The sequence below is a fragment of the Streptomyces sp. NPDC047117 genome (assembly GCF_040643545.1).
In the GTDB taxonomy this organism is placed as follows: domain Bacteria; phylum Actinomycetota; class Actinomycetes; order Streptomycetales; family Streptomycetaceae; genus Streptomyces.
This window is the reverse complement of sequence record NZ_JBEYUN010000018.1, coordinates 44086-63326: the sequence shown is the minus strand read 5'-3', so window position 1 is coordinate 63326 and position 19241 is coordinate 44086. Positions and strand designations below refer to the sequence as shown.

Here is a 19241-nt window from a genome sequence, read left to right as displayed (position 1 = left end):
GTCTCCGTCCGGCCGTGTGGCACGGGATCCTTCGGGCAGTCGCGTGTCGGGCGCCCGAACGGTGGGACTCGCACTGCCGCGCGGTCATCTGGCCCGCGACGCCGTACCGGAGGAGGAAGTGCTGTGCTCGACGCCGATGTCGCCGTCGTGGGGGCGGGGGCCGCCGGTCTCTCCCTGGCCCACCGGCTCTCGGCGCCCGGAGGTGGCCGGCGGCCGAGGGTGGCGCTCATCGACGCGCCGCCGGGCCCGCTGCGGCCGCCACGACGGACCTGGTGCTTCTGGGAGCCGGGCGACGGCGCGTACGAGGCGGCGGTCACCGCGTCCTGGCAGCGGCTGGCCGTGCACGACCACCGGGGCGGCACCACGTCCGGGTCCATCGCGCCGCTGCGCTACAAGATGATCCGGTCGGACGACTTCGAAGCGCTGGTGGAGCGCGAACTGGCGGAGCGCCCCGAAGTGCGCCGTATCGAGGCGGCGGTCGAGGCGGTGCGGGACGTGCCCGAAGGCGCCGAGGTGCGCGGTACGACGGCCGGGGGAAGGCCGGTGACCGTGACCGCCCGGTGGGTGTTCGACTCGCGCCCTCTGAAGAGTCTGCCGCCCGCGCGCACCACGCTGCTCCAGCACTTCCGCGGCTGGTTCGTCCGCACCGAGCGGCCCGCCTTCGATCCCCGGGTCGTACGGCTGATGGACTTCCGTACGCCGCAGCCCCCGCACGGCCTGTCGTTCGGGTACGTGCTGCCCACGGGGCCGCACACGGCCCTGGTGGAGTACACCGAGTTCTCCTCGGCACCGCTGAGCACCGAGGCGTACGAGGCGGCGCTGCGCCACTACACCGGGGACGTGCTCCGGCTGGGCAGCCTGTCCGTCACCGGCACGGAGACCGGCGTGATCCCCATGACGGACGCCCCGTTCACGCGGCAGGCCGGGCCGGCCGTCTTCCGGATCGGCGCGGCCGGCGGCGCCACCCGGCCCGCCACGGGGTACACCTTCGCCGCCGTCCAGCGGCAGACGCGGGCCATCGCCGCCGCATACCGCGCGGGGCGCCCTCCCGTGCCGCCCCCGCCGCACCCGGTACGGTCCCGGGCGATGGACTCCGTACTGCTGCGCGCGCTCGACACCGGCAGGGTGGACGGCGCCGACTTCTTCGCGCGGCTGTTCCGGCACGTCCCCGCGGAGCGGCTGCTGCGCTTCCTGGACGGCCGTACGCGCCTGCACGAGGACCTGGCGATCGGGCTGCGCACTCCTGTCCTGCCGATGCTCCGTACGGTGGCCGAGCTGCCGCTGCTGCGCCGTCGGCCCTTCCCAGGGCCGTGACATGCCCCCACCGCCACGCACCTTCGGGTGACCAAGGAGGCCCCATGTTCTTGCCGCGCGACGAGGCGCCCGTCGCCGCCCGCCGTGGCCGCGACCGGCGTGCGCGTGTCCTGCAGCCCTCCCCGGGCCGCCCCCGTATCGAGGGCGAGCCGCCCTCCACGGCGGTGGTCGGCGGGGGCATCGCCGGGCTGGCCGCCGCCACCGCCCTCGCCGAGCGCGGCGTACGGGTGACGCTGCACGAGCGGGAGTCGGCCCTCGGCGGCCGTCTCGCCGGGCGGCCGACGGAACTCGCCGACGGCAGCGGGGCGACGATGAGCCGGGGCTTCCACGCGTTCTTCCGGCAGTACTACAACCTGCGAGGGCTGCTGCGCCGGGCCGACCCCGGATTGAGTGCGCTCACCGCGCTGCCCGACTACCCTCTCCGGCACAGCAGCGGACTGCGGGACGGCTTCCGCCGCGTACCGCGGACGCCGCCCTGGAGCGCGCTGGGGTTCGTGGCGCTCAGCCCGACCTTCCGCGCCCGGGACCTGCTGCGCATGAATCCGGTGGCGGCCCTGCCGCTGCTGGACGTGCGGGTGCCCGACATCTACGAGCGGCTGGACGGCACCAGCGCGCGGGACTTCCTCGATGCCATCCGCTTCCCCGAGGCCGCGCACCATCTGGCCTTCGAGGTGTTCTCGCGCAGCTTCTTCGCCGATCCGCGTGAGCTGTCGGCCGCGGAGATGGTCCTCATGTTCCACATCTACTTCCTCGGGTCCAGCGAGGGGCTGCTCTTCGATGTGCCCGGAGAGCCGTTCCCGGCCGCTCTGTGGGAGCCGCTCGCGCGCTATCTGCGGGGCCACGGTGCCAAGTTGCTTACGGGCAGCGCCGTGGGCTCCGTGGAACCGGCACCGGAGGGCGGGTTCACCGTGACCGGTCCGGCAGGCGCCCGACACCACGACGCGGTGGTGCTCGCGCTGGACACCGGAGGACTGCGTTCCCTGGTCCACCGCTCCCCCGGCCTGGGGGACGCCGGGTGGCGCGGGCAGGTGTCCCGGCTGCGTACGGCACCGCCGTTCCTGGTGTCGCGGCTGTGGCTGGACCGGCCCGTCGCCGCGGGCCGGCCCGGCTTCCTCGGGACGAGTGGGTACGGCAGCCTGGACAACGTCAGCGTGTTGGAACGGTGGGAGGGCGAAGCGGCCCGTTGGGCCGCCCGCACCGGCGGCTCCGTGGTGGAGCTGCACGCCTACGCACTGCCCGAAGGGGCCGACCACGAGCGGGAACAGGAGCGACTGATCGCCCAGCTGCACGCGGTGTACCCGGAGACGCGCGCGGCCCGTGTGGTCGACGCACGGCACGAGTGGCACGCGGACTGCCCGCTGTTCCCGGTGGGCGGGTACGCCGACCGGCCCGCGGTGCGCACGCCGCACCCCGCCCTGATGGTCGCGGGGGACCTCGTCCGTACGGATCTGCCGGTGGCGCTCATGGAACGCGCGGCGACCTCCGGCTTCCTCGCCGCCAACGCCCTCCTGGAGCGCTGGGGCGTACGGGGGCAGACGCTGTGGACCGTCCCGGACCAGGGGCGATCCGCCCCGCTGCGGACCCTGGCGAGGTGGCAGCGGGGCAAGTGACGAGCTGTCAGGGATCGATGGTTGCCGTCATGACCCTTCAGAGGGCGGCGGCATGCTGTCGATGTGGGCGGCCAGCGCTTCGTGGGCCCGGTTGAGCACGCCGGTCGCCCGGGGGAAGTCCTTCAGCTGGCCTCCGATGATGTTCAGCGCGGGGAACAGACAGTCCGGCGGCACGTCACGGGCCGCGAGGATGTCCGAGGTCCAGCGGATGAAGTCGGTGAAGAGGGTGTCGTCGTCCACGTAGAGGGTGGTGGCGAGGAAGTTCACGATGTGCGCGACGTCCTCGGCTGTGTACTGCCGCTGCCGTTCGGTGTAGGTCTTCATGGCGGGCACGTGGTCCTCCAGCGCGCCCAGGGTGTGCTGGACCAGTTGGACCGCGGCCTTCGTGATGAGCGTGTACTCCTGATCGTCCAGGTGGGCCAGGTCGTCGACCGGCTGCCGTACGGCCGCGGGGTCCGGCCGGGTGAGCCCCTCCTCCAGCCGGTCGGCGACGCCGCGCGCGTCGTCGGCCCAGACCGCGCCGAGCCGGTGCGCGTACCGGCCGTCGTGGCCGAGTGCGGCGCCGCCGGCCAGCACGGGAACCCCCGCCGACCGGCAGGCGTTGATGGTGGTGTGGACGGTGGGGAGCCGGTCGGCGAGGGAGGCGGAGAGCGCGACGGCGTCGGCCCCGGTGCGGTAGAGGTGTGCGATGAGGTGTGGGGTGGGGACATGGGCGCCGAGGAAGTCGACCTGCCAGCCGCGCAGTTTGAGGACTTCGGCGAGCAGCCGGGCGGGCAGGGCGTGCCACTCGCCCGACACACAGGCGATGGTCAGCCGCCGGTCGGCGGTCCGGCCGCCGAGGCCCCGGCGGCCGGCGATACGGAGGGCGAGCGCGGCCATCACGTGGTCGTTGATGGCCGTGGCGGCGTGTTCCTGCGCGACGGTGATCCGGTTGGCGGCCCACTCGGCGCCGATCCGCTGTTGGACGTGCGCGATCGTGTCGAGCAGGACCGCCTCGGCGGCCAGACCGTCGTCGAGGGCGTTGAAGGCCACCTGCGCGGCCGTGTATTCGTCGCCCTCGGAGACGGCTTCCCACAGCCGGGCGCGTACGGCGTCCAGCTCGGGAGCCGAGCCCGAGGACGAGGAGGAGGGAGTATTCATGTCGTGCACCTGCCTTATAGGTGTCTTACCTGCCTCATAGGTGTGTGTTCGCCGCGGCGGCGTGCGCGGTGCGGGGCGCGGTGATGGCGACGACGGCCATGTCGTCGTGGCGCCCCTGACCGATCCACTGCGTGGCGAGCATCTGAATCCGTTCGACGACCGCTTCGGCGGGCATGCCCAGGCACTCCGCCAGGGCGTTCCGCAGCCGCCCCTCGCCGAACATGGCACCGCCCAGCGGCCCGCCCTTGGCCTCCGTGATGCCGTCGGTGTACATCAAGCACGTCTCTCCGGGGGCGAGTTCGACCTCGGCCGTTCGTGCGTCGATCGCCGGCAGCACCCCGACGAGGGTTCCGTGTGTGTCGGCCTCCTCGACCGTGCCGTCGGTGCGCACGATCATCGGTGCCGGATGCCCGGCGCAGGTCAGCCGCAGCCGCACCCGGTCCGCGACGCGCAGCGCCGAGGCCAGGACGAGGGTGGCGAAGCGGGTGTGGTGGGAGGTGACGAGCGCGCCGTTGAGGAGGTTCAGGACGCGGAGGTGGTCGTCGGCCATGGGCAGCAGCGCCTGCAGCGTGTTGCGGATCTTGCCGGTGAGGACGGCGGCTTCCAGGCCCTTGCCGCACACGTCGCCCAGGACGACGAAGGTCTCCTGCCGGTCGTCGCTGCCGGGGTGGACGTCGTAGAAATCGCCGCCCACCCGGGCCCCTTGGCCGGAAGGGCGGTAGCCGCCGGCGAACTGCACGCCGTGCACCTGACGCAGGGTGGGTGGCAGCAGCTCCCGCATCAGGGTGGCGGTGATGCTCGCCTGCTCGGCGTAGAGCCGGACGACGGACCACGCGGCCCCGGCACGGGCCGCGAACAGCCGGGCGAAGGACTCCTCGCTCTCGCTGAAGCCGACGCGCTCCTCGCGGCGCAGCAGGATCAGTGCGCCGGTGGGTACGCCGTGTCCCGGCAGCGGTGTGACCACCACCGAGCCGACGGGGCCGGCCAGGGCGCCGGGCACCAGCCAGTCGGGAAGCGAGCCGGGGTCGATCCAGCAGCCGGACACCGGCGGCAGGCCCTGCAGCGCCTCGCTCAGCCCGGGCACCTGACCGGGGTCCGCGTCGACGGCCCGGCGCACCACGGCGCCCTTGGCGTTGCTGGTGATGACGGACAGCCGGTGGCCGGTCGTCGAGGGGATCACCACCGCGGCGTCCGCGAGGTGACGCGCGGCCAGTTGGGCGGTCACCGTCATGCACCGTTCGACGTTCATGCAGGCCAGCAGGGCGTTGGAGACCTCCGACAGCAGCAGGGCTCGCTGCCGCTCGGTCCGCAGGTCCTCCTCGGCCCGCCTGCGGTCGGTGTCGTCGACCAGCCACCACACGACCTCCCCCTCCTCGCCGAAGGTCGCGTACGCCTCGAAGCTCCGCCCGCCGGCGTCCCCCTGTACCGGCCGCATGCCTTCGCGGCGCGGGGACAGCAGGGCTTCGCGCCCGTGGGAGAGGAGGAGGTCTATGAGGTGGCGGTGCGCGTCGGCCAGCCAGGCCGGTACGACGTCGTACAGCCATGCCCCGGAAGCGGCGCGCGGAAAGAGGAGCACGGCTGCGCGGTTCAGCTCCAGCACGGCTCCGGCGGTGTCCGCCGCCACCACGGGATAGGGCGCGGCGCCCCACGCGGTACCGATTCCGGCACCGCGATGGCCGGCAGCCCCCTTGAAAGTCTCCACGAGTCTCCACGAGCGGACACGAGCCCACGAGCGGGGCGCGCGGCTGCGGCCCCCCACCTCCCGGCTTCCGACTGGACACCGTCCTGAGGACCTTCCCGCACCCGTCTCGCCGCGGCAACCGGTCCTCCGGATAACACCGATGCCGCATCGAAGCTGATTGAAGACACGCTTAGGAGTGGCGCCTTTCTGTCCTCCTCTGCCCGCGTCGGATTCCGTTTCTGACCGGCCTCAGGTGACGGGAGGTCAGGTAGGGCCCCGCTCACCGTCCTCTTCTGAGACCCGACCGTCATCACCGGATGCCTCGCCGTCGTCGCCGGAGCCCCTGTCGGAGCCACTGGACGCCCGCCCCGCACCGATGGAGGCCAGTGCCACCGCCGCCACGCCGGCCCACTGCGGGAGAGCCAGGTGCTGGGCGAGGAAGACAAGCCCGATGAGGGCTCCGACAGCCGGTTCGAGGCTGGTGAGGACGCCGAAGACACCGGGCGGGAGGCGGCGCAGCGCCTCCATCTGGAAGGTGTAGGGCAGCACGCTGGAGAGCACCGCGACCGCGGCGGCGACGGCCAGGACCGACGGGTCCAGGAGGCGCGGACCGGCCTGGGCGATGCCGTACGGCAGGCTGAGCAGCGCGCCCCAGCACACGGCGAGCGCCAGCCCGCGGCCGTCCGGTATGTGTGCGGCGAGGCGCTTGCCGACGAGGATGTAGCCGCCCCAGCAGCAGCCGGCGAGGAGGCCGAAGAGAAGCCCGGCGGCGTCCAGCGGCACGCCGGAGCCGCTGAGGAGGACGACGCCCGCGGCGGCCAGCGCGGCCCACAGGAGGTCGGCCGGCCGCCGGGAGGAGACCAGCGCGATGGCGAACGGCCCGATGAACTCCATGGTCGTGGCCGCGCCCAGCGGCACCCGCTCCACCGCCTCGTAGTAGCTGAGGTGGTGCACCGCGATCAGGGTGCCGGCGCCCAGGGCCAGCGACCACGTCGTGCGGTCCCAGCGCCGTCCCGGCCGCCAGACCGCGACCAGCACGACCGCCGCGATCACCAGGCGGAGCGCCACCACGCCCGCCGGCCCCACCACCGGATACAGACCGGTGGTCAGGGCGGCGCCGCCCTGGAGGCCCAGCACCCCGCCCAGCACGAGCATCGGGGCCGGCACTTTTCTCAGTCCGAGACCGATGACTTCGGTGGCCGGGCGGCGCAGTGCGGCGGGCGGGGCGATGGTTCCTCCTCGGTAGGCGGCGCGAGTGCGCACCGCGGGGCGGCCGGCGGATGCCGGACGTGGTCATGAGCCGGTCGTGCGTCGGCCGGCCGGTCAGCTCCGTACGAGCCGGGCGCCGGGGTCGGCGGTGCGGGGCACCGCCGGTGCGGCGGGCGCGGTGCGGAGCCGGGCGCGCAGCTCCAGCAGGCGCCCGGCCAGTGCGGCCGTGTCCCCCGGTCCGTACCGCTCGGGCTCGCCGGGCAGATGCGGCGCCAGGGCTGCCCGGCAGGCGTCGCCGAACCGGGTCTCGCCGTCCGGCGTCACCACGGCCCCGTCGTGCGCGGCCATCCGCAGCTGCCAGTCCACGGCTTCCTTGCGGGTGAGCCCCGCGGGCAGGTCGAGGGTGACCTCGCCGCCCTCGACGCGTACCGGATAGCCGCCGGGCAGGCCGAGCGGCCCCGGCAGGTCGGCGTGGACGGCGTACCCGGCGGCCAGCCGGGCCAGCACGACAGCGGCGCTGTGCCCCGTCACCGCGTTCAGCTCGGTGCGGGAGCAGGCGCGATGGCGTCGCAGGTGGCCGGTGACGCCCGGCACCGGCCGGTCGTCGAGCCAGGCCCGCAGCTCGTCCCCGGGATCGTCCGGGGTGTGCAGGTGCGCATGGTGGGCCAGGACGCGCAGCCGCCGTCCGGGCTCCGGACGCAGGGCCGCCCGCAGTCCCGCCGCGAGGGTCGCCGCGTTCCCGACGCCGCACAGCACCGGCAGCCCCTCCGCGTGCAGCAGGGGGTTCACGGCGTCGGGGTAGCAGGCGTTCACCAGCAGGGCCGGCTCGGCACTGCGCCGTACCGCCTCGGCGACGCGGCGGGCGAGCAGCGCGTGCAGCGGCAGGCCGACCCCGAAGCCGCCCCGGGCGAGCAGGTCGGTCCAGGCCGACGGTGCGTGCAGGTTCTCCCACGGTGACTGAACGGAGGCGCAGTGCGCCACGACGCGCGGCCGGACGCTATTCAGCGCCCGTACCAGTGCGTCCGGGTCGGCCGCGTCGACGGTCATGGCGACGAACCGGGTGGAGCGGCCGGAGACGGCGGCACGTGCGGCGGCGACGGCGGCGATCTCCTGCGCGGCCTCGCCGGAGCGGGCCAGGACGGTCACCCGGTCGGGGGCCGGGTCGGCGGCCACCGCGAGCGAGCAGCAGATCGCCCGGGCCAGCGACCCGCTGCCCACCACGGCGATGCCGCCGGGTGTCCCTGCCGTCATGCCGCCTCCAGGTGGGCGATCTGGATGCGGCGCAGGTGGCGGCCGATGTCGGTGAACGCCGTACGGGCGTGCAGCATGCGCCAGTTGTCGAAGACGAGCATGTCGCGGCGCTCGTACTGAATGGCGGTGTGCTCCCGGGCGAAGAACTCCCTGGCCGAGTCCAGGAGCGGCCCGATGCGCGGATCGTCCTCGCGGACCAGGTTGTTGAACGAGTAGCGCACGATGGTGCCGTCGGGGTGGTCCTCGATCACGGGGTGCCGCGGGTGCAGGTCGAGTCCCAAGTGCCGCATCGCGTCGGTGGTCTCCCAGGACCAGACGCGTTCCCTCAGGAAGGCGCGGTCGTCCTCGTCGAGCGAGGCGATCCAGGCGTGGGCGTCGGCGAGTGTCGTCTCGCCGCCGGCGCCGGTGTTGGGCGTCTGGCACCACAACGCGAGGTACCGCGGGGGCAGGCCCTCGAAGTCGTACCCCTCGGAGTGCGGGTAGAGGGGCTTGGTGTTGCCCGCGTGGTAGAACTCCTCCATGCCGGGCTCCGGCCGGACGTCCCCGACGAGGACGCCGGTGTACTGGGGGACGAAGCCGCCGAGGCCCTTGCAGAACGCCACCGGGTCGAAGGACTCCGGCACGTTGCTCATGAGCACGTACCCGTGGCGCTCCAGCAGGTCGTCGAAGGTCTTGCGGGCCAGGTCGGCCGCGAGGGGCCCGCCGTTGAAGTCGGTGAGGGACAGCAGGCTTTCCGGGTGCCTGGGCATGACTGCTCCTTCTCTTCTGCGTGTCGTCGAGTGGTCCGGCGCTGTCGGCGGCTCAGGCGGGGCGTGCGGCGGCGCGGACCGCCGCGGTGACGTGCCGGGCGAGGTCTTTGGCGTCGTCGGCGGTGACGCGCCGGTGGGCCGGTACGGGGCGGTAGTCGTCGCAGGTGTAGCTGCCCGACCCGTGCACGAGGACGTCGTCGCTGTCGGGCAGCAGTCCGCGGTCGGCGGCGTTGAGGGTGCCGGTGAGGGCCATCACGAGCGACCACTCGCGCAGCCGGCGCGGGTCGGCGGGCAGCGCCGCTCCGGTGTCCGCCAGCATCCGGCGGATCTGCGCGTAGCGGTTCAGGCACTCGTGCAGCGACACCACGACGCCACCACCCCCGTGGGCGGCGATGAGCGGGTCCATGCGGGCGGACGTCACCGGGCGGCGGGTGTAGAAGGTGGCGTCCAGTTGCTCGTCGGGGTCGAAGGTGCTGGCGGGGAAGTGCGGGTCGGTGTCCTGCCGGTACAGCCCGTCGCCGGGGTCGCGGTGGTAGGTGGGCAGGTTGTCGCGGCTGTGACTCCCGTGCCGGAGGCTGAGCACCATGTCCGGGGTGCCCAGGTGCTGTACGAGGAAGTAGCGCGCGGACGGCAGGGGCACGCTGCCCGCGCGGGCCACGGCGGCGTGCCCGAGGTCGTGACCCAGCAGCCCGAACGCGCTGGAGACGGAGTGCACATGGGTGCGGCTCGCCGTCCGGGGCAGCAGGTCGCGTTCGGCGAACGCCCGGAGCAGGTCGGCGGCCCGGTAGTTGTCGAGGCCGAGGGTGTACCAGAGCCGTACTCCGTACCGGCGGCGCAGCTCGTGCGCGTGCGTGGTGACGAAGGCGGTGGCCAGGTCCTTGACCGCGGCCGGCTCCGCGCCGTCGTGCACCACCAGGGGGTTGCGGGCGCGCAGTTCGGGGTCCTCGCTGAGCGCGGAGGACCAGAGTTTGGCCACCGAGGCGGCCGGTACCACGCTGGTGATCTGCAGCTGATCGGCCGTCACGAGGCCGCTCGCGACAGCGCGTTGTACGGCATCCCGCAGCGCGGTCGCCTTGTTGGCGGAGGACGGCGTGACGATCATGATCCGTTCGCCGGTGTCCGTGATGTGGCGTACGGCGCGGGCCACGATGGTGAGCGAGGCGAGCGTCTTCGTCGTCCGCGTGCCGGGGTTGCGCATCAGGTCGAGCAGGCGGAGCCGGTGCCCGCGGTAGTCCGGGAGGTCGGCCACCGCGATGCCGGAGACCGAGAAGAACCGTTCCAGTGCGGCCGAGGGCTCGGGGAGGCGGAACGCGGGCGAGAACTCCGCGTCACCGGCGCCGGTCCGGGCCTTCTCCAGCGTCGCGAACTCCGGTGCGAGTGCGGTGCGGTAGTGGGTGAGCGCGTCGGCCACCAGGGAGGGGACGGAAAGCGTGGTCGTCAAGGCATTCCCGTTCGGTGTGGGTGGAGTGCGGTAGAGGTGCGCGCGTGCGGGCCGGGCCCCTCGACGGGCCGGTACCGGAGCGGTGCCGGCCCGTCGAGGGCGCCGCGGCGGGGTCGGTGTCAGGCGCCGGCGACCTGGTCGCCGCGGACGAGGCCGCTGCCCGGTGGCACCTCGGCGGGGTCACCGCCGAATCCCGTGATCGCGTTCTTGGCGTCCACGAAGACGACCTTGGGCTCGAAGGTGTCGGCTTCCTGCGGGGTGACCGTGGCGTAGGAGACGATCAGCACCAGGTCTCCCACCTGGGCCTGGCGGGCCGACGGCCCGTTGACGCCGATGACACCGGATCCCCGCGGCCCCTCGATGACGTAGGTCGAAAGGCGGGCCCCATTGGTGACGTTGACCAGGTCGACCTTTTCGTGGCGGCGGATGCCGGCCGCTTCCATCAGGTCCTGGTCGATGGTGATCGAGCCGACGTAGTTCAGGTGCGACTGCGTGACGGTGGCGCGGTGGATCTTCGCTTTGAGTGTCTCGAAGTACACGGTGGCCCTTCGCTTGAACGTGCTGTCGGACGGTGTGCTCGGAGTGCCGCGGCGTCGGCGAGACTGGCAGGCGGCGAACCGGAGTCACAAGCCCTGAAGGACCATGGAATCCGTATGTTTGACGGGGAGTTGGGCGTGGAAACCACGGCCGGTCCCGTGTCTTTTACTGCGCTCCCCCACGTCGGAATTCCGCGGTCGGCGCGCTCGGCGAAGATCGCATATTTGCCTTCCTTTTACGGTGGCCGCACGGAGGGGCCGCGATCGGCCACGTACGGAGGCGCCCTCCGCACGACGACGGCCGGGGTACGGGCGTGCCCCGTACCCCGGCCGTGTGGCGGGCGTCCTACTTCTGCGGAGGCGGGCCGTCGAGCGGGCGGCCGAGTACGCCGGGGCGGCGCTGGCGGGGCAGCGGGCCACCGGGCGGGCGGTAGTCGACGCCGAGGGCTTCCAGGCGGGCATAGTGGCCGCTCATCCGCGCCTCGAAGGCGGCGAAGTCCCGTTCCGCCGGGGCCGGGAGCGGCGACCAGGCGACCTCGGCGAGCGCCGCGAGCCGGGGGAAGACCTGGTAGTCGACGCGGGCACGGTTCTGCATGACCTCGCTCCAGGCGTTGGCCTGGGTGCCGAGCACATGGGCGGCCGCCTCGGGAGAGAGCCCCGGCGGCAGGGGGTCGAACCGGTAGACGTCCTCCAGGGTGCGCACGTACGCGATGGGCATCGGCTCGTCGGGGCCGCCGTGCTCCCGGAAGTTGAGGTACACCTGCTGCTCCGGGCACATCACGACGTCGTGCCCGGCCTCGGCCGCGGCGATGCCGCCCGCGTAGCCGCGCCAGGAGGAGACCGCCGCGCCGCCGGGGAGGCCGCCTTCCAGGATCTCGTCCCAGCCGATGAGCCGGCGGCCGCGGGCGGTCAGCCAGTCGTCGAAGTGGCGGATGAACCAGGACTGGAGTTCGTCCTCGTCGGCCAGGCCGAGTTCGGCGATCCGGGCCTGGGCTGCCGGGGACCGCCGCCACTGGTCCTTGGGGCACTCGTCGCCGCCGAGGTGCACGAAGGGCGAGACCTCGACCGGGAAGAGGTCGAGCACCTCCTCCAGGACTCCTTCGTAGAAGCGCAGGGTGGCGTCGGTGGGCGCGAGGACGTTCGGGTTCACGCCCCAGGTGTCCCACACCTCCAGTGCCGAGGTGTCGATGACGTCGGTGTTGCCGAGTTCGGGGTAGGCGGCGATGGCGGCCTGCGAGTGACCGGGCACCTCGATCTCCGGGACGACGCGGATGTGCCGTGCGGCGGCGTACGCCACGATCTCCCGGATGTCGTCCTGGGTGTAGTAACCGCCGTGCGGCGTCTCGTCCCACAGCTCCGAGGCGCGGTGGCCCCACTTGGTCCGCGCGCGCCAGGATCCCACCTCGGTGAGCCGCGGGTAGCGCTTGATCTCGATGCGCCAGCCCTGGTCGTCGGTGAGGTGGAAGTGAAAGACGTTCAGCTTGTGGGCGGCGAGCAGGTCGAGGTAGCGCAGGACGTCGTCCTTGGGCAGGAAGTGCCGGGCCACGTCGAGCATCAGGCCGCGCCAGCCGAACCGGGGTCCGTCCTCGATCCGTAGGGCAGGCAGGCTCCGGGCGCCCTCGGGGCGGATGGGCGCGCGGCGGAAGGCGTCGGCGCCGAGGAGCTGGCGGAGGGTCTGGGCGCCCCAGAAGACGCCGGCCGGGTCGCCACCGGTGATCCGTACGGAGCCTTCGGTGGTGTCGAGCCGGTAGTGCTCCGCGGGGAGTTCGGGGTCGACGGCGAGGGTGATCGTGCCGGGCGCGCCGGGAGTCCCGGGCGGCAGCGGCAGTCCGAGCGCTTCGCCCAGGGTGGCGCGCAGCCACCGCTCGGTGTCCGCGGTGCCGGGGCCGGCCGCGAGGGCGGTGTCCGCGTCCAGCGTGCAGCCGTCGCCGGGGACGGCGGCGCTGCGCACGGGGGCGGGAATGAGTGCGGGGTCCGTGGTGCCGGTCGTCGAACGGTTCATGGTGATCAGTCCTTGACCGCGCCGCCGAGCCCGGAGACCAGGCGGCGCTGTACGAGTACGAAGAAGACCAGTACCGGGACGGTCATGACCGTGGAGGCGGCCATGATCCCTCCCCAGTCGTTCTCATCGGGCTTGAAGAACACCAGCAGGGCCATGGGCAGTGTGGACTGCGAGACGTCGCTGATGAGGAACGATTTCGCGAACAGGAAGTCGTTCCAGGTGGAGATGAAGGAGAAGACGCTGGTCGCGGCCAGGCCGGGAAAGACCAGCGGGAAGAGGATCCGCCACAGGAAGCGGGCGCGGCTCGCGCCGTCGATGGCGGCCTGTTCCTCCAGTGCCTCGGGCACCGCCTTGACGAAGCCGCGGAGCATCCAGATGGCGAACGGCAGCGAGAAGGCGAGGTGCGGCAGGATCAGCGAGCCGAGGGTGTTGAGCTGGCCGAAGTCCCGCATGAGGAAGAACAGCGGGATGGTGAGCGCCTCGACCGGCACCATCTGCGCCACCAGGAACATGATCAGCAGGGTGGTGCGGAACCGGAAGCGGAAACGGGTGACCGCGACGGCGGCCAGGAACGCGATGAGCGCGGAGGCGACGACGACCGTGCCCGCCACGATCAGGCTGTTGAGGAAGTACCGGCCGAAGTCCTGCTGCGCGAAGACACGGCGGAAGGCGTCGAGGGAGGGGGCGAGGGTCCAGGGGCGCGGCTCGGTGGACTGGACCTCGCTCGCCGGCTTGAAGGCCGAGAGCACCATCCAGTACAGCGGGAACGCGACGAGGGCGGCAATGAGGACGGCGGCGGCCTCGGCGGCGAGCCGGCCGGGCCGTCGGATGCGGAGACGGTTGCGCGGGCGGGTACGGGGACTACGCATGCTGAACGTTCCGGACGGGCTCACAGTTCCTCCCCCTGGCGCCGGACGATGCGCAGGTACACGAGCGTGACGGCCAACAGGATCAGCAGCATCACGACGCCGATCGCCGAGCCGAGGCTGTACTGCGAGGAGGCGAACGCCTTCTGGTACGCGTAGACGTTGAGCACGAGGTTCTGCCGGGCGATGCCGCCGCCGCCCGTCATCACGTAGATCTGGGTGAAGATCTTGAAGTCCCAGATCACCGACTGGATGGTGACGACGAGGAGGATCGGCCGGAGCATCGGCGCCATGACGGAGCGCCAGACGCGCCACTGCGAGGCGCCGTCGAGCGAGGCGGCCTCCAGTACTTCGGCGGGGATGGCGCGGATGCCGGCGTAGACGGTCACCATCACGAACGGGAACGAGCACCAGACGACTTCGAAGAGGACCAGGGCGAAGGCGCTGTAGCGTCCGTACGTCCAGGAGAAGTCGCCCAGCCCGAGCACGCGGTTGACGGGGCCGAAGTCGGGGTCGAAGAGGAAGACCCAGACGGTGGAGCCGGTGATGGCCGGGGTGGCCCAGGCGCCGAGCGCGGCCAGCATCAGGAGGAGCCGGGGCACCGCCCGGATGCGGGTCAGCAGGACGGCGAGGGCGCAGCCGACGAACAGGGTGGAGAGTACGCAGGCGGCGGCGAACAGTACGGTGGCGAGGAGCACCCGCCAGAACTCGCCGTCGCCGAACAGCGTCGCGTAGTTGCCCAGCCCCTGGAACGAGGTCGGCTGCCCGCCGCTGACCTGGGCCTGGGTGTACTCCAGGAAGGAGATCAGGCCGAGCTGGTAGATCGGGTAGACGAGCAGCGCGAGGAGTACGGCGAGCGCGGGCAGCAGGTAGAGCCAGGGTGTCCAGCGCGGGTGGCGCAGGCGCGGGGCGGTCAAGGGCGCGGTCCTCACTGCGCGGCGGTGAACGCGGCGTCCATCTTGCCGGCCGCGTCGTCGGCGGCCCGGTCCACGCTCTTACGGCCGCTGACGATCTCCTGGTACATGGTGGGGAGGATCAGCGAAGCGTCGATCTGGCCCCAGGCGGGCGATGCGGGCACGAACTTGGCCCCGGCGTGCAGGGTCTTCACGAACGGCTCGACGAACGGCTGCTTCTCCGCGGCCTCGTCGAGGACGTCGCGGTAGGTCGGCAGGAAGCCCATGGCGTCGAACAGCCGGCGCTGGGAGTCCTTGCCGGTCAGCGACTTCATCAGATCCACGGCCAGAGTGCGGTGCGAGGTGCTCTTCAGGACGCCGATGTTGTTGCCGCCGGCGAAGGCCGGGGCGATGGAGTTCTTTTTCACGCCGGGCAGCGGGACGACGGCGTACTTCCCCTTGACCTTGCTCGCCTCGACGGCGGCGTGGCTGAAGTCGCCGCCGATCGCCATGGCGGCCTTGCCGGAGGTGAAGGCGGTGACGGTGGCGTTGCCGCCCAGCGAAGCGCACTTGTCGGCCGGGCAGTTGGCGTCGCCGAAGAGCGAGGCGTACGCGCTGATGCCCTTGCGGGCCTGCGGTGTGTTGACGGCCGCCTTGTAGGTGCCGTCCTTCTTCACGGCGAGTTCGCCGCCGTTGGCCCAGAGGAAGGGCAGGGCGCCGTAGGTGTACGCGCCGCCGACGGCGAGGCCGTAGAGGCCGGGCCGGGCCTTGTGGACCTTCTTCGCGGCGGAGATCAGGTCGGCCTGCGAGCGGGGCGGCTCGATACCCAGGTCGTCGAGGACGTCGGTGCGGTAGTACAGCGCGCGGACGCCGACGAAGAACGGGGCACCGTAGACCTTGCCGTCGACGGTCACGGACTGCTCGGCGGTGGGGTCGGCGTCCTTGGCGTCGGCCCACGTCTTGAACTCGGTGGTGACGTCGGCGAGTCCGCCGTCCCGGACATAGCCGGCGGTGTCGGTGTTGCCGTACTCGATGAGGTCCGGCGCGCTCTCGGGGTCGTTGAAGGCGGCCTTGATGCGCTGGGCGCGGGTGTCGACCGGGATGTACTCGACCTCCACGTCGGTGCCCTTGTGCCGCTTCTCGAAGTCGGCGACGGCCGCGTCGACCACCTTCTCCTTGGGCTTGTTGCCGACCTCGCGGAACAGCCACACGCGCAGCGTCCCGCTCTTCTCGTCCTCCGGTGCGCCGCTGCCCGAGGTCTGGGGCGCGCAGGCGGTGACGGTGCTGCCTGCGAGAGCAAGTGCGGCCAGTGGAGCGGCTATTCGGGCGAACGGCTTCATCGATTCCCCTACGGATCGAGCGTTGCAACATATGCAATGAACGTTTCGCTCTGCACAACTGGCGTGGAGCATATGGCGGCCGAGGGGCGGGGACAAGGTCTACACCAATTCGTGATCCACCCCGGGGGATGCAGAATCGGCCAATCGACTTAAGGCGATTGTCTTAGTAAGACACGCGTCTTACGGTGGCCGAGAAGCCGACGCCCGGAGGAGCCCCCCATGACCGACGAGGCCACACCGATTCCTGACTACCCGTTCGACCAGCCCCACGTACTGGAGCCGCCGCGCGAATGGGCCGAGAGCCGGTCCAAGTGCCCGGTAGCCCACGTACGGATGCCCAGCGGCGACGTCGTGGGCCTGCTGACCGGGTACGACGAGGTCCGCACCCTGCTCGCCGACCCGCGCTTCAGCCGCGACCTGTCCCGCAAGGGCGCGGCCCGCCTGTCGAACACCGAGGACGGCGGACTGTTCAGCCGGACCACCGCCGGCACCGCCGACATCCAGGAGGGCCCCGGGCACCAGCGGTGGCGGCGGCTGCTCAGCCGGGCGTTCACCGTGAAGAAGATGGAGGCCTGGCGGCCCCGCGTCCAGGAGATGGCGGACGAACTGGTCGACGCCATGCTCGCCAAGGGCGCGCCCGTCGACCTCCGCAGGGAGCTGGCACTGCCGCTGCCCGTCCGGGTCATCTGCGCGCTGCTGGGCGCGCCGAGCGAGGACCAGGACAAGTTCGCACACTGGTCCGAGGTCGCGCTGACGCTGACCAAGTACTCGCAGCAGGAGGTCGACGAGGCGTCGCAGGCGTTCCTGGACTACGCCTCGGACCTCGTGGAGCAGAAGCGCGCCCACCCCGGTGACGACCTGCTCAGCGAGCTGACCCAGATCTCCGACAGCGAGGACGGCCGGCTCAGCCACGACGAGCTGGTGTCCACGGCGCGCGGCCTGCTGCTCGCGGGGCACGAGACCACCTCGAACATGATCCTCAAGATGACGGCGCTGCTGCTGTCCGAGCGGGAGCGGTACGAGGCCGTGGTCGCCGACCCGGAGCTGGTCACCGGCACCGTGGAGGAGTCCCTGCGGATGGACCCGATCGCCGGCGTGGGCATCCCCCGCTTCATCACCGAGGACATCGAGGTCGGCGGGGAGCCGGTCGGTACGGGCAGCAGCCTGCTGGTCAACCTGGCCGCCGCCAACCGGGACGAACGCAAGTTCCCCGAGCCCGACCACTTCGACCCGCGGCGCGAGAACAACAGCCAGCACGTCACCTTCGGCGCCGGGCCGCACTTCTGCGTCGGCCAGACGCTGGCCCGGGTGGAGCTGAAGGTCGTACTGGACACCTTCGTCCGGCGGCTGCCCGGTCTGCGGCTGCGGGACACCCCGGAACAGCTGCGCCAGCGCGACGGGGTGGCCGCCGGTGGCCTGCAGGAACTGTGGGTCACGTGGTGACGCGGCGCACCACCGGACGGCGCGGAACGAGGAGGTAGCATGAAGATCACCGTGGACCAGGACGCATGCTGCGGCAGCGGGTTGTGCGTGATCAGGGCCGACCAGGTGTTCGACCAGCGGGAGGAGGACGGTGTCGTGATGCTGCTGGACGAGGCACCGTCGCCGGAGAACTTCGAAGACGTGCGCGCCGCGGCCGCGGGGTGCCCGACCGGAGCCATCCGACTCGCGGAATGAAGACGACCGCGCCGGCCGCCTCGCCGTCCCCCCGCTCGGTGCTCGCACGCAACAAGCTGATGCGCACCGCGGAGCGGCTCTATGCCGAAAGGGGCTTCGCGAACGTCTCCGTACGGCAGATCAGCGAGGCGGCCGGCCAGCGCAACAACTCCGCCGTGCAGTACCACTTCAACGGCCGTGACGAGCTCATCAAAGCAATCCTGTCGAGCTACACGGACGTCATCGAGGAGCGCCGCATCGCGATGGTCGAGGCGCTCGGCAGCGACCGGACGGTGTCCCTGGAGGAGCACTTCGGGTGCCTCATCATGCCGGGCGTCGAGTACCACATCGAAGCGCCGGGGCCGACCTGGGGCGCCCGGTTCTTCGCCCAGGCGCTCGTCGAGCCGGCGTTGCGCGCGTATGTCATACAGGAGCACCTGAACACCCCCTCGCACCGCATCCTGGACACGTACGGGGCGGTGCGGCGGAAGGACGTCGACCCCGGCCTGCTTCAGCGGCACAACGCGATGGTGCGCCAGCTCAGCGTGCACGCCTTCGCCGAGCTGGAGCACGACCTGGCGAACGGCCGGATCGACCGCTCCGAGACGGAAGACCGCTGGCGCCAGCTCGGCCAGGACCTCATCACCGCGCTCTGCGGCCTCTCGGCGGCGCTGCTCGGGCGGGGATGATCATCCGGCCCGCCGGTCACGGGCCATCCGGTCCGCCGGTCACGGGCCAAACCGCCCGGCGGCGTACAGCCGTTACGGTCTTTCGGCAACGCACAGCCGCCACGGCCTCCCGGCAACGCACAGCCGCTACGGTCTTTCGGCAGCCCCCGTCACCCGGGCTGCCCGTACGAGCGCGGCGTTGTCCGGTGCTTCGGTGCCGTCGGGCAGGACCAGGACGTCCTCCAGTCCGACCCTGGTGTCCAGCCCCAGCCGGACGGCCGCCCGCAGTACGGGCCACGCACCGCCGTCCTCGCCATGAAGCAGCACCGGGGACGGCCGGACCGGAGCAAGCTCCGCCAGCAGGGCGAGGGCCACGCGCTCGGCCGTCGCCGCGTCGGGGTCCGTGACCTCCGCGAGCACGCGCAGCGTGCGTCCCACGAAGGGTGAGGCGCAGAAGCGGTGAGCCGCGTCCGTGCCCGAGAAGATGCCCGCTTCCACCCCCACTCCGCGGTCCAGGAGCGCCTCGGCGACCTGCTCGGCGCCGTCCTCGTGCCAGTTCACGGACGCGTGATCGGGCAGCACCGTCCAGGCGCGCACCAGCGCCGCGCGCTCCCTCGGGTCCGGCGCGGCCCACGCGCCGGTCGTCACCCCGATCCGTACGCCGCGCGGCACGGCACGGCGTACGGCGGTGACCGCCTCCGCGACGAGGCGCGGCTCCAGCGCATCGCGTCCCTCCGCGTCCTTGGGGTGCAGATGGATGTCCGCCGCCCCCGCGGCCACCGCCCGGACGGCTTCCGCGGCCAGCTCGCTCGGTGACACGGGCAGGGACGGATGCTCCGCGCGCGTCCGTGGCCCGTTCAGGCATACCTGCAACATGGGCGCGAC

Annotated in this window: 17 protein-coding genes; 5 read left to right on the top strand and 12 right to left on the bottom strand. The window is 72.2% G+C overall.

The features are described from left to right. The first annotated feature begins 123 nt into the window (after nt 1–123). Entirely contained in the window at nt 124–1314 is a 1191-nt protein-coding gene (locus ABZ840_RS29325) for a lycopene cyclase family protein (RefSeq protein ID WP_361564230.1), read from the top strand. A gap of 44 nt (nt 1315–1358) precedes the next feature. Further along, nucleotides 1359–2924: an FAD-dependent oxidoreductase gene (locus ABZ840_RS29320; protein ID WP_361564227.1), complete on the top strand. Its 1566-nt coding sequence runs from the start codon at nt 1359–1361 to the stop codon at nt 2922–2924. 27 nt (nt 2925–2951) lie between these two features. Here ABZ840_RS29320 and ABZ840_RS29315 read toward each other — a convergent pair whose 3' ends face one another. The 11 genes from ABZ840_RS29315 to ABZ840_RS29265 form a co-directional block, all read right to left on the bottom strand. Next, on the bottom strand, nt 2952–4064 hold the full coding sequence (locus ABZ840_RS29315; RefSeq protein ID WP_361564225.1) for a cobalamin B12-binding domain-containing protein: 1113 nt from the start codon (nt 4062–4064) through the stop codon (nt 2952–2954). Nucleotides 4065–4098: 34 nt separating this feature from the next. Continuing rightward, nucleotides 4099–5766 (bottom strand): GAF domain-containing SpoIIE family protein phosphatase, encoded by a 1668-nt coding sequence (locus ABZ840_RS29310; RefSeq protein WP_361564222.1) that lies wholly within the window; start codon nt 5764–5766, stop codon nt 4099–4101. Nucleotides 5767–6009: 243 nt separating this feature from the next. Continuing rightward, nucleotides 6010–7008 (bottom strand): EamA family transporter, encoded by a 999-nt coding sequence (locus ABZ840_RS29305; protein ID WP_361564219.1) that lies wholly within the window; start codon nt 7006–7008, stop codon nt 6010–6012. A gap of 60 nt (nt 7009–7068) precedes the next feature. Further along, nucleotides 7069–8205, bottom strand: a complete 1137-nt coding sequence (locus ABZ840_RS29300; RefSeq protein WP_361564216.1) for a hypothetical protein — start codon at nt 8203–8205, stop codon at nt 7069–7071. After that, nucleotides 8202–8954 carry a TauD/TfdA family dioxygenase gene (locus ABZ840_RS29295; protein ID WP_361564213.1) on the bottom strand — a complete coding sequence of 251 codons (753 nt, stop codon included), beginning with the start codon at nt 8952–8954 and terminating at the stop codon, nt 8202–8204. The genes ABZ840_RS29300 and ABZ840_RS29295 overlap by 4 nt, the downstream gene beginning before the upstream one ends. A gap of 52 nt (nt 8955–9006) precedes the next feature. Next, nucleotides 9007–10395 (bottom strand): DUF6002 family protein, encoded by a 1389-nt coding sequence (locus ABZ840_RS29290; protein WP_361564210.1) that lies wholly within the window; start codon nt 10393–10395, stop codon nt 9007–9009. A gap of 119 nt (nt 10396–10514) precedes the next feature. Further along, the gene (gene panD, locus ABZ840_RS29285; protein ID WP_361564207.1) at nt 10515–10934 is read right to left on the bottom strand and encodes an aspartate 1-decarboxylase; all 420 of its coding nucleotides are present in this window, start codon (nt 10932–10934) and stop codon (nt 10515–10517) included. Between the two features lie 343 nt (nt 10935–11277). Next, the gene (locus ABZ840_RS29280) at nt 11278–12933 is read right to left on the bottom strand and encodes a beta-N-acetylhexosaminidase (RefSeq protein ID WP_361564205.1); all 1656 of its coding nucleotides are present in this window, start codon (nt 12931–12933) and stop codon (nt 11278–11280) included. A gap of 5 nt (nt 12934–12938) precedes the next feature. Continuing rightward, entirely contained in the window at nt 12939–13802 is an 864-nt protein-coding gene (locus tag ABZ840_RS29275) for a carbohydrate ABC transporter permease (protein ID WP_361564202.1), read from the bottom strand. 20 nt (nt 13803–13822) lie between these two features. Then, nucleotides 13823–14731 (bottom strand): sugar ABC transporter permease, encoded by a 909-nt coding sequence (locus ABZ840_RS29270; protein WP_361564200.1) that lies wholly within the window; start codon nt 14729–14731, stop codon nt 13823–13825. Beyond that, nucleotides 14728–16032, bottom strand: a complete 1305-nt coding sequence (locus ABZ840_RS29265; protein ID WP_361564197.1) for an extracellular solute-binding protein — start codon at nt 16030–16032, stop codon at nt 14728–14730. The genes ABZ840_RS29270 and ABZ840_RS29265 overlap by 4 nt, the downstream gene beginning before the upstream one ends. A gap of 219 nt (nt 16033–16251) precedes the next feature. On the opposite strand from ABZ840_RS29265, the gene ABZ840_RS29260 reads away from it, so the two are divergent. Genes ABZ840_RS29260 through ABZ840_RS29250 form a run of 3 tightly spaced genes read left to right on the top strand, consistent with a single transcriptional unit; the run spans nt 16252 to nt 18377 of the window. Next, a complete protein-coding gene (locus ABZ840_RS29260) occupies nt 16252–17475 on the top strand; it encodes a cytochrome P450 (protein WP_361564195.1) in 1224 nt (407 codons plus the stop codon). A 39-nt stretch (nt 17476–17514) separates the two neighbouring features. Next, complete coding sequence (locus ABZ840_RS29255) at nt 17515–17709, top strand: ferredoxin (RefSeq protein WP_361564192.1); 195 nt, start codon at nt 17515–17517, stop codon at nt 17707–17709. Further along, nucleotides 17706–18377 (top strand): helix-turn-helix domain-containing protein, encoded by a 672-nt coding sequence (locus ABZ840_RS29250; RefSeq protein ID WP_361564189.1) that lies wholly within the window; start codon nt 17706–17708, stop codon nt 18375–18377. Before ABZ840_RS29255 ends, ABZ840_RS29250 begins: the two co-directional genes overlap by 4 nt. A gap of 126 nt (nt 18378–18503) precedes the next feature. On the opposite strand, the gene ABZ840_RS29245 is transcribed toward ABZ840_RS29250, so the two are convergent. Then, nucleotides 18504–19232, bottom strand: coding sequence for a 3-keto-5-aminohexanoate cleavage protein (locus ABZ840_RS29245; protein ID WP_361564186.1), 729 nt, complete (start codon nt 19230–19232; stop codon nt 18504–18506). Between the last annotated feature and the right edge of the window lie 9 nt (nt 19233–19241).

Excerpts from the sequence above, each read along its gene's own strand:
- ABZ840_RS29320 (WP_361564227.1), top strand. The coding sequence starts at position 1,359 with ATGTTCTTGCCGCGCGACGAGGCGCCCGTCGCCGCCCGCCGTGGCCGC.
- ABZ840_RS29315 (WP_361564225.1), bottom strand. The coding sequence starts at position 4,064 with ATGAATACTCCCTCCTCCTCGTCCTCGGGCTCGGCTCCCGAGCTGGAC.
- ABZ840_RS29300 (WP_361564216.1), bottom strand. The coding sequence starts at position 8,205 with ATGACGGCAGGGACACCCGGCGGCATCGCCGTGGTGGGCAGCGGGTCG.
- ABZ840_RS29295 (WP_361564213.1), bottom strand. The coding sequence starts at position 8,954 with ATGCCCAGGCACCCGGAAAGCCTGCTGTCCCTCACCGACTTCAACGGC.
- ABZ840_RS29280 (WP_361564205.1), bottom strand. The coding sequence starts at position 12,933 with ATGAACCGTTCGACGACCGGCACCACGGACCCCGCACTCATTCCCGCC.
- ABZ840_RS29275 (WP_361564202.1), bottom strand. The coding sequence starts at position 13,802 with ATGCGTAGTCCCCGTACCCGCCCGCGCAACCGTCTCCGCATCCGACGG.
- ABZ840_RS29265 (WP_361564197.1), bottom strand. The coding sequence starts at position 16,032 with ATGAAGCCGTTCGCCCGAATAGCCGCTCCACTGGCCGCACTTGCTCTC.
- ABZ840_RS29260 (WP_361564195.1), top strand. The coding sequence starts at position 16,252 with ATGACCGACGAGGCCACACCGATTCCTGACTACCCGTTCGACCAGCCC.
- ABZ840_RS29255 (WP_361564192.1), top strand. The coding sequence starts at position 17,515 with ATGAAGATCACCGTGGACCAGGACGCATGCTGCGGCAGCGGGTTGTGC.
- ABZ840_RS29250 (WP_361564189.1), top strand. The coding sequence starts at position 17,706 with ATGAAGACGACCGCGCCGGCCGCCTCGCCGTCCCCCCGCTCGGTGCTC.
- ABZ840_RS29245 (WP_361564186.1), bottom strand. The coding sequence starts at position 19,232 with ATGTTGCAGGTATGCCTGAACGGGCCACGGACGCGCGCGGAGCATCCG.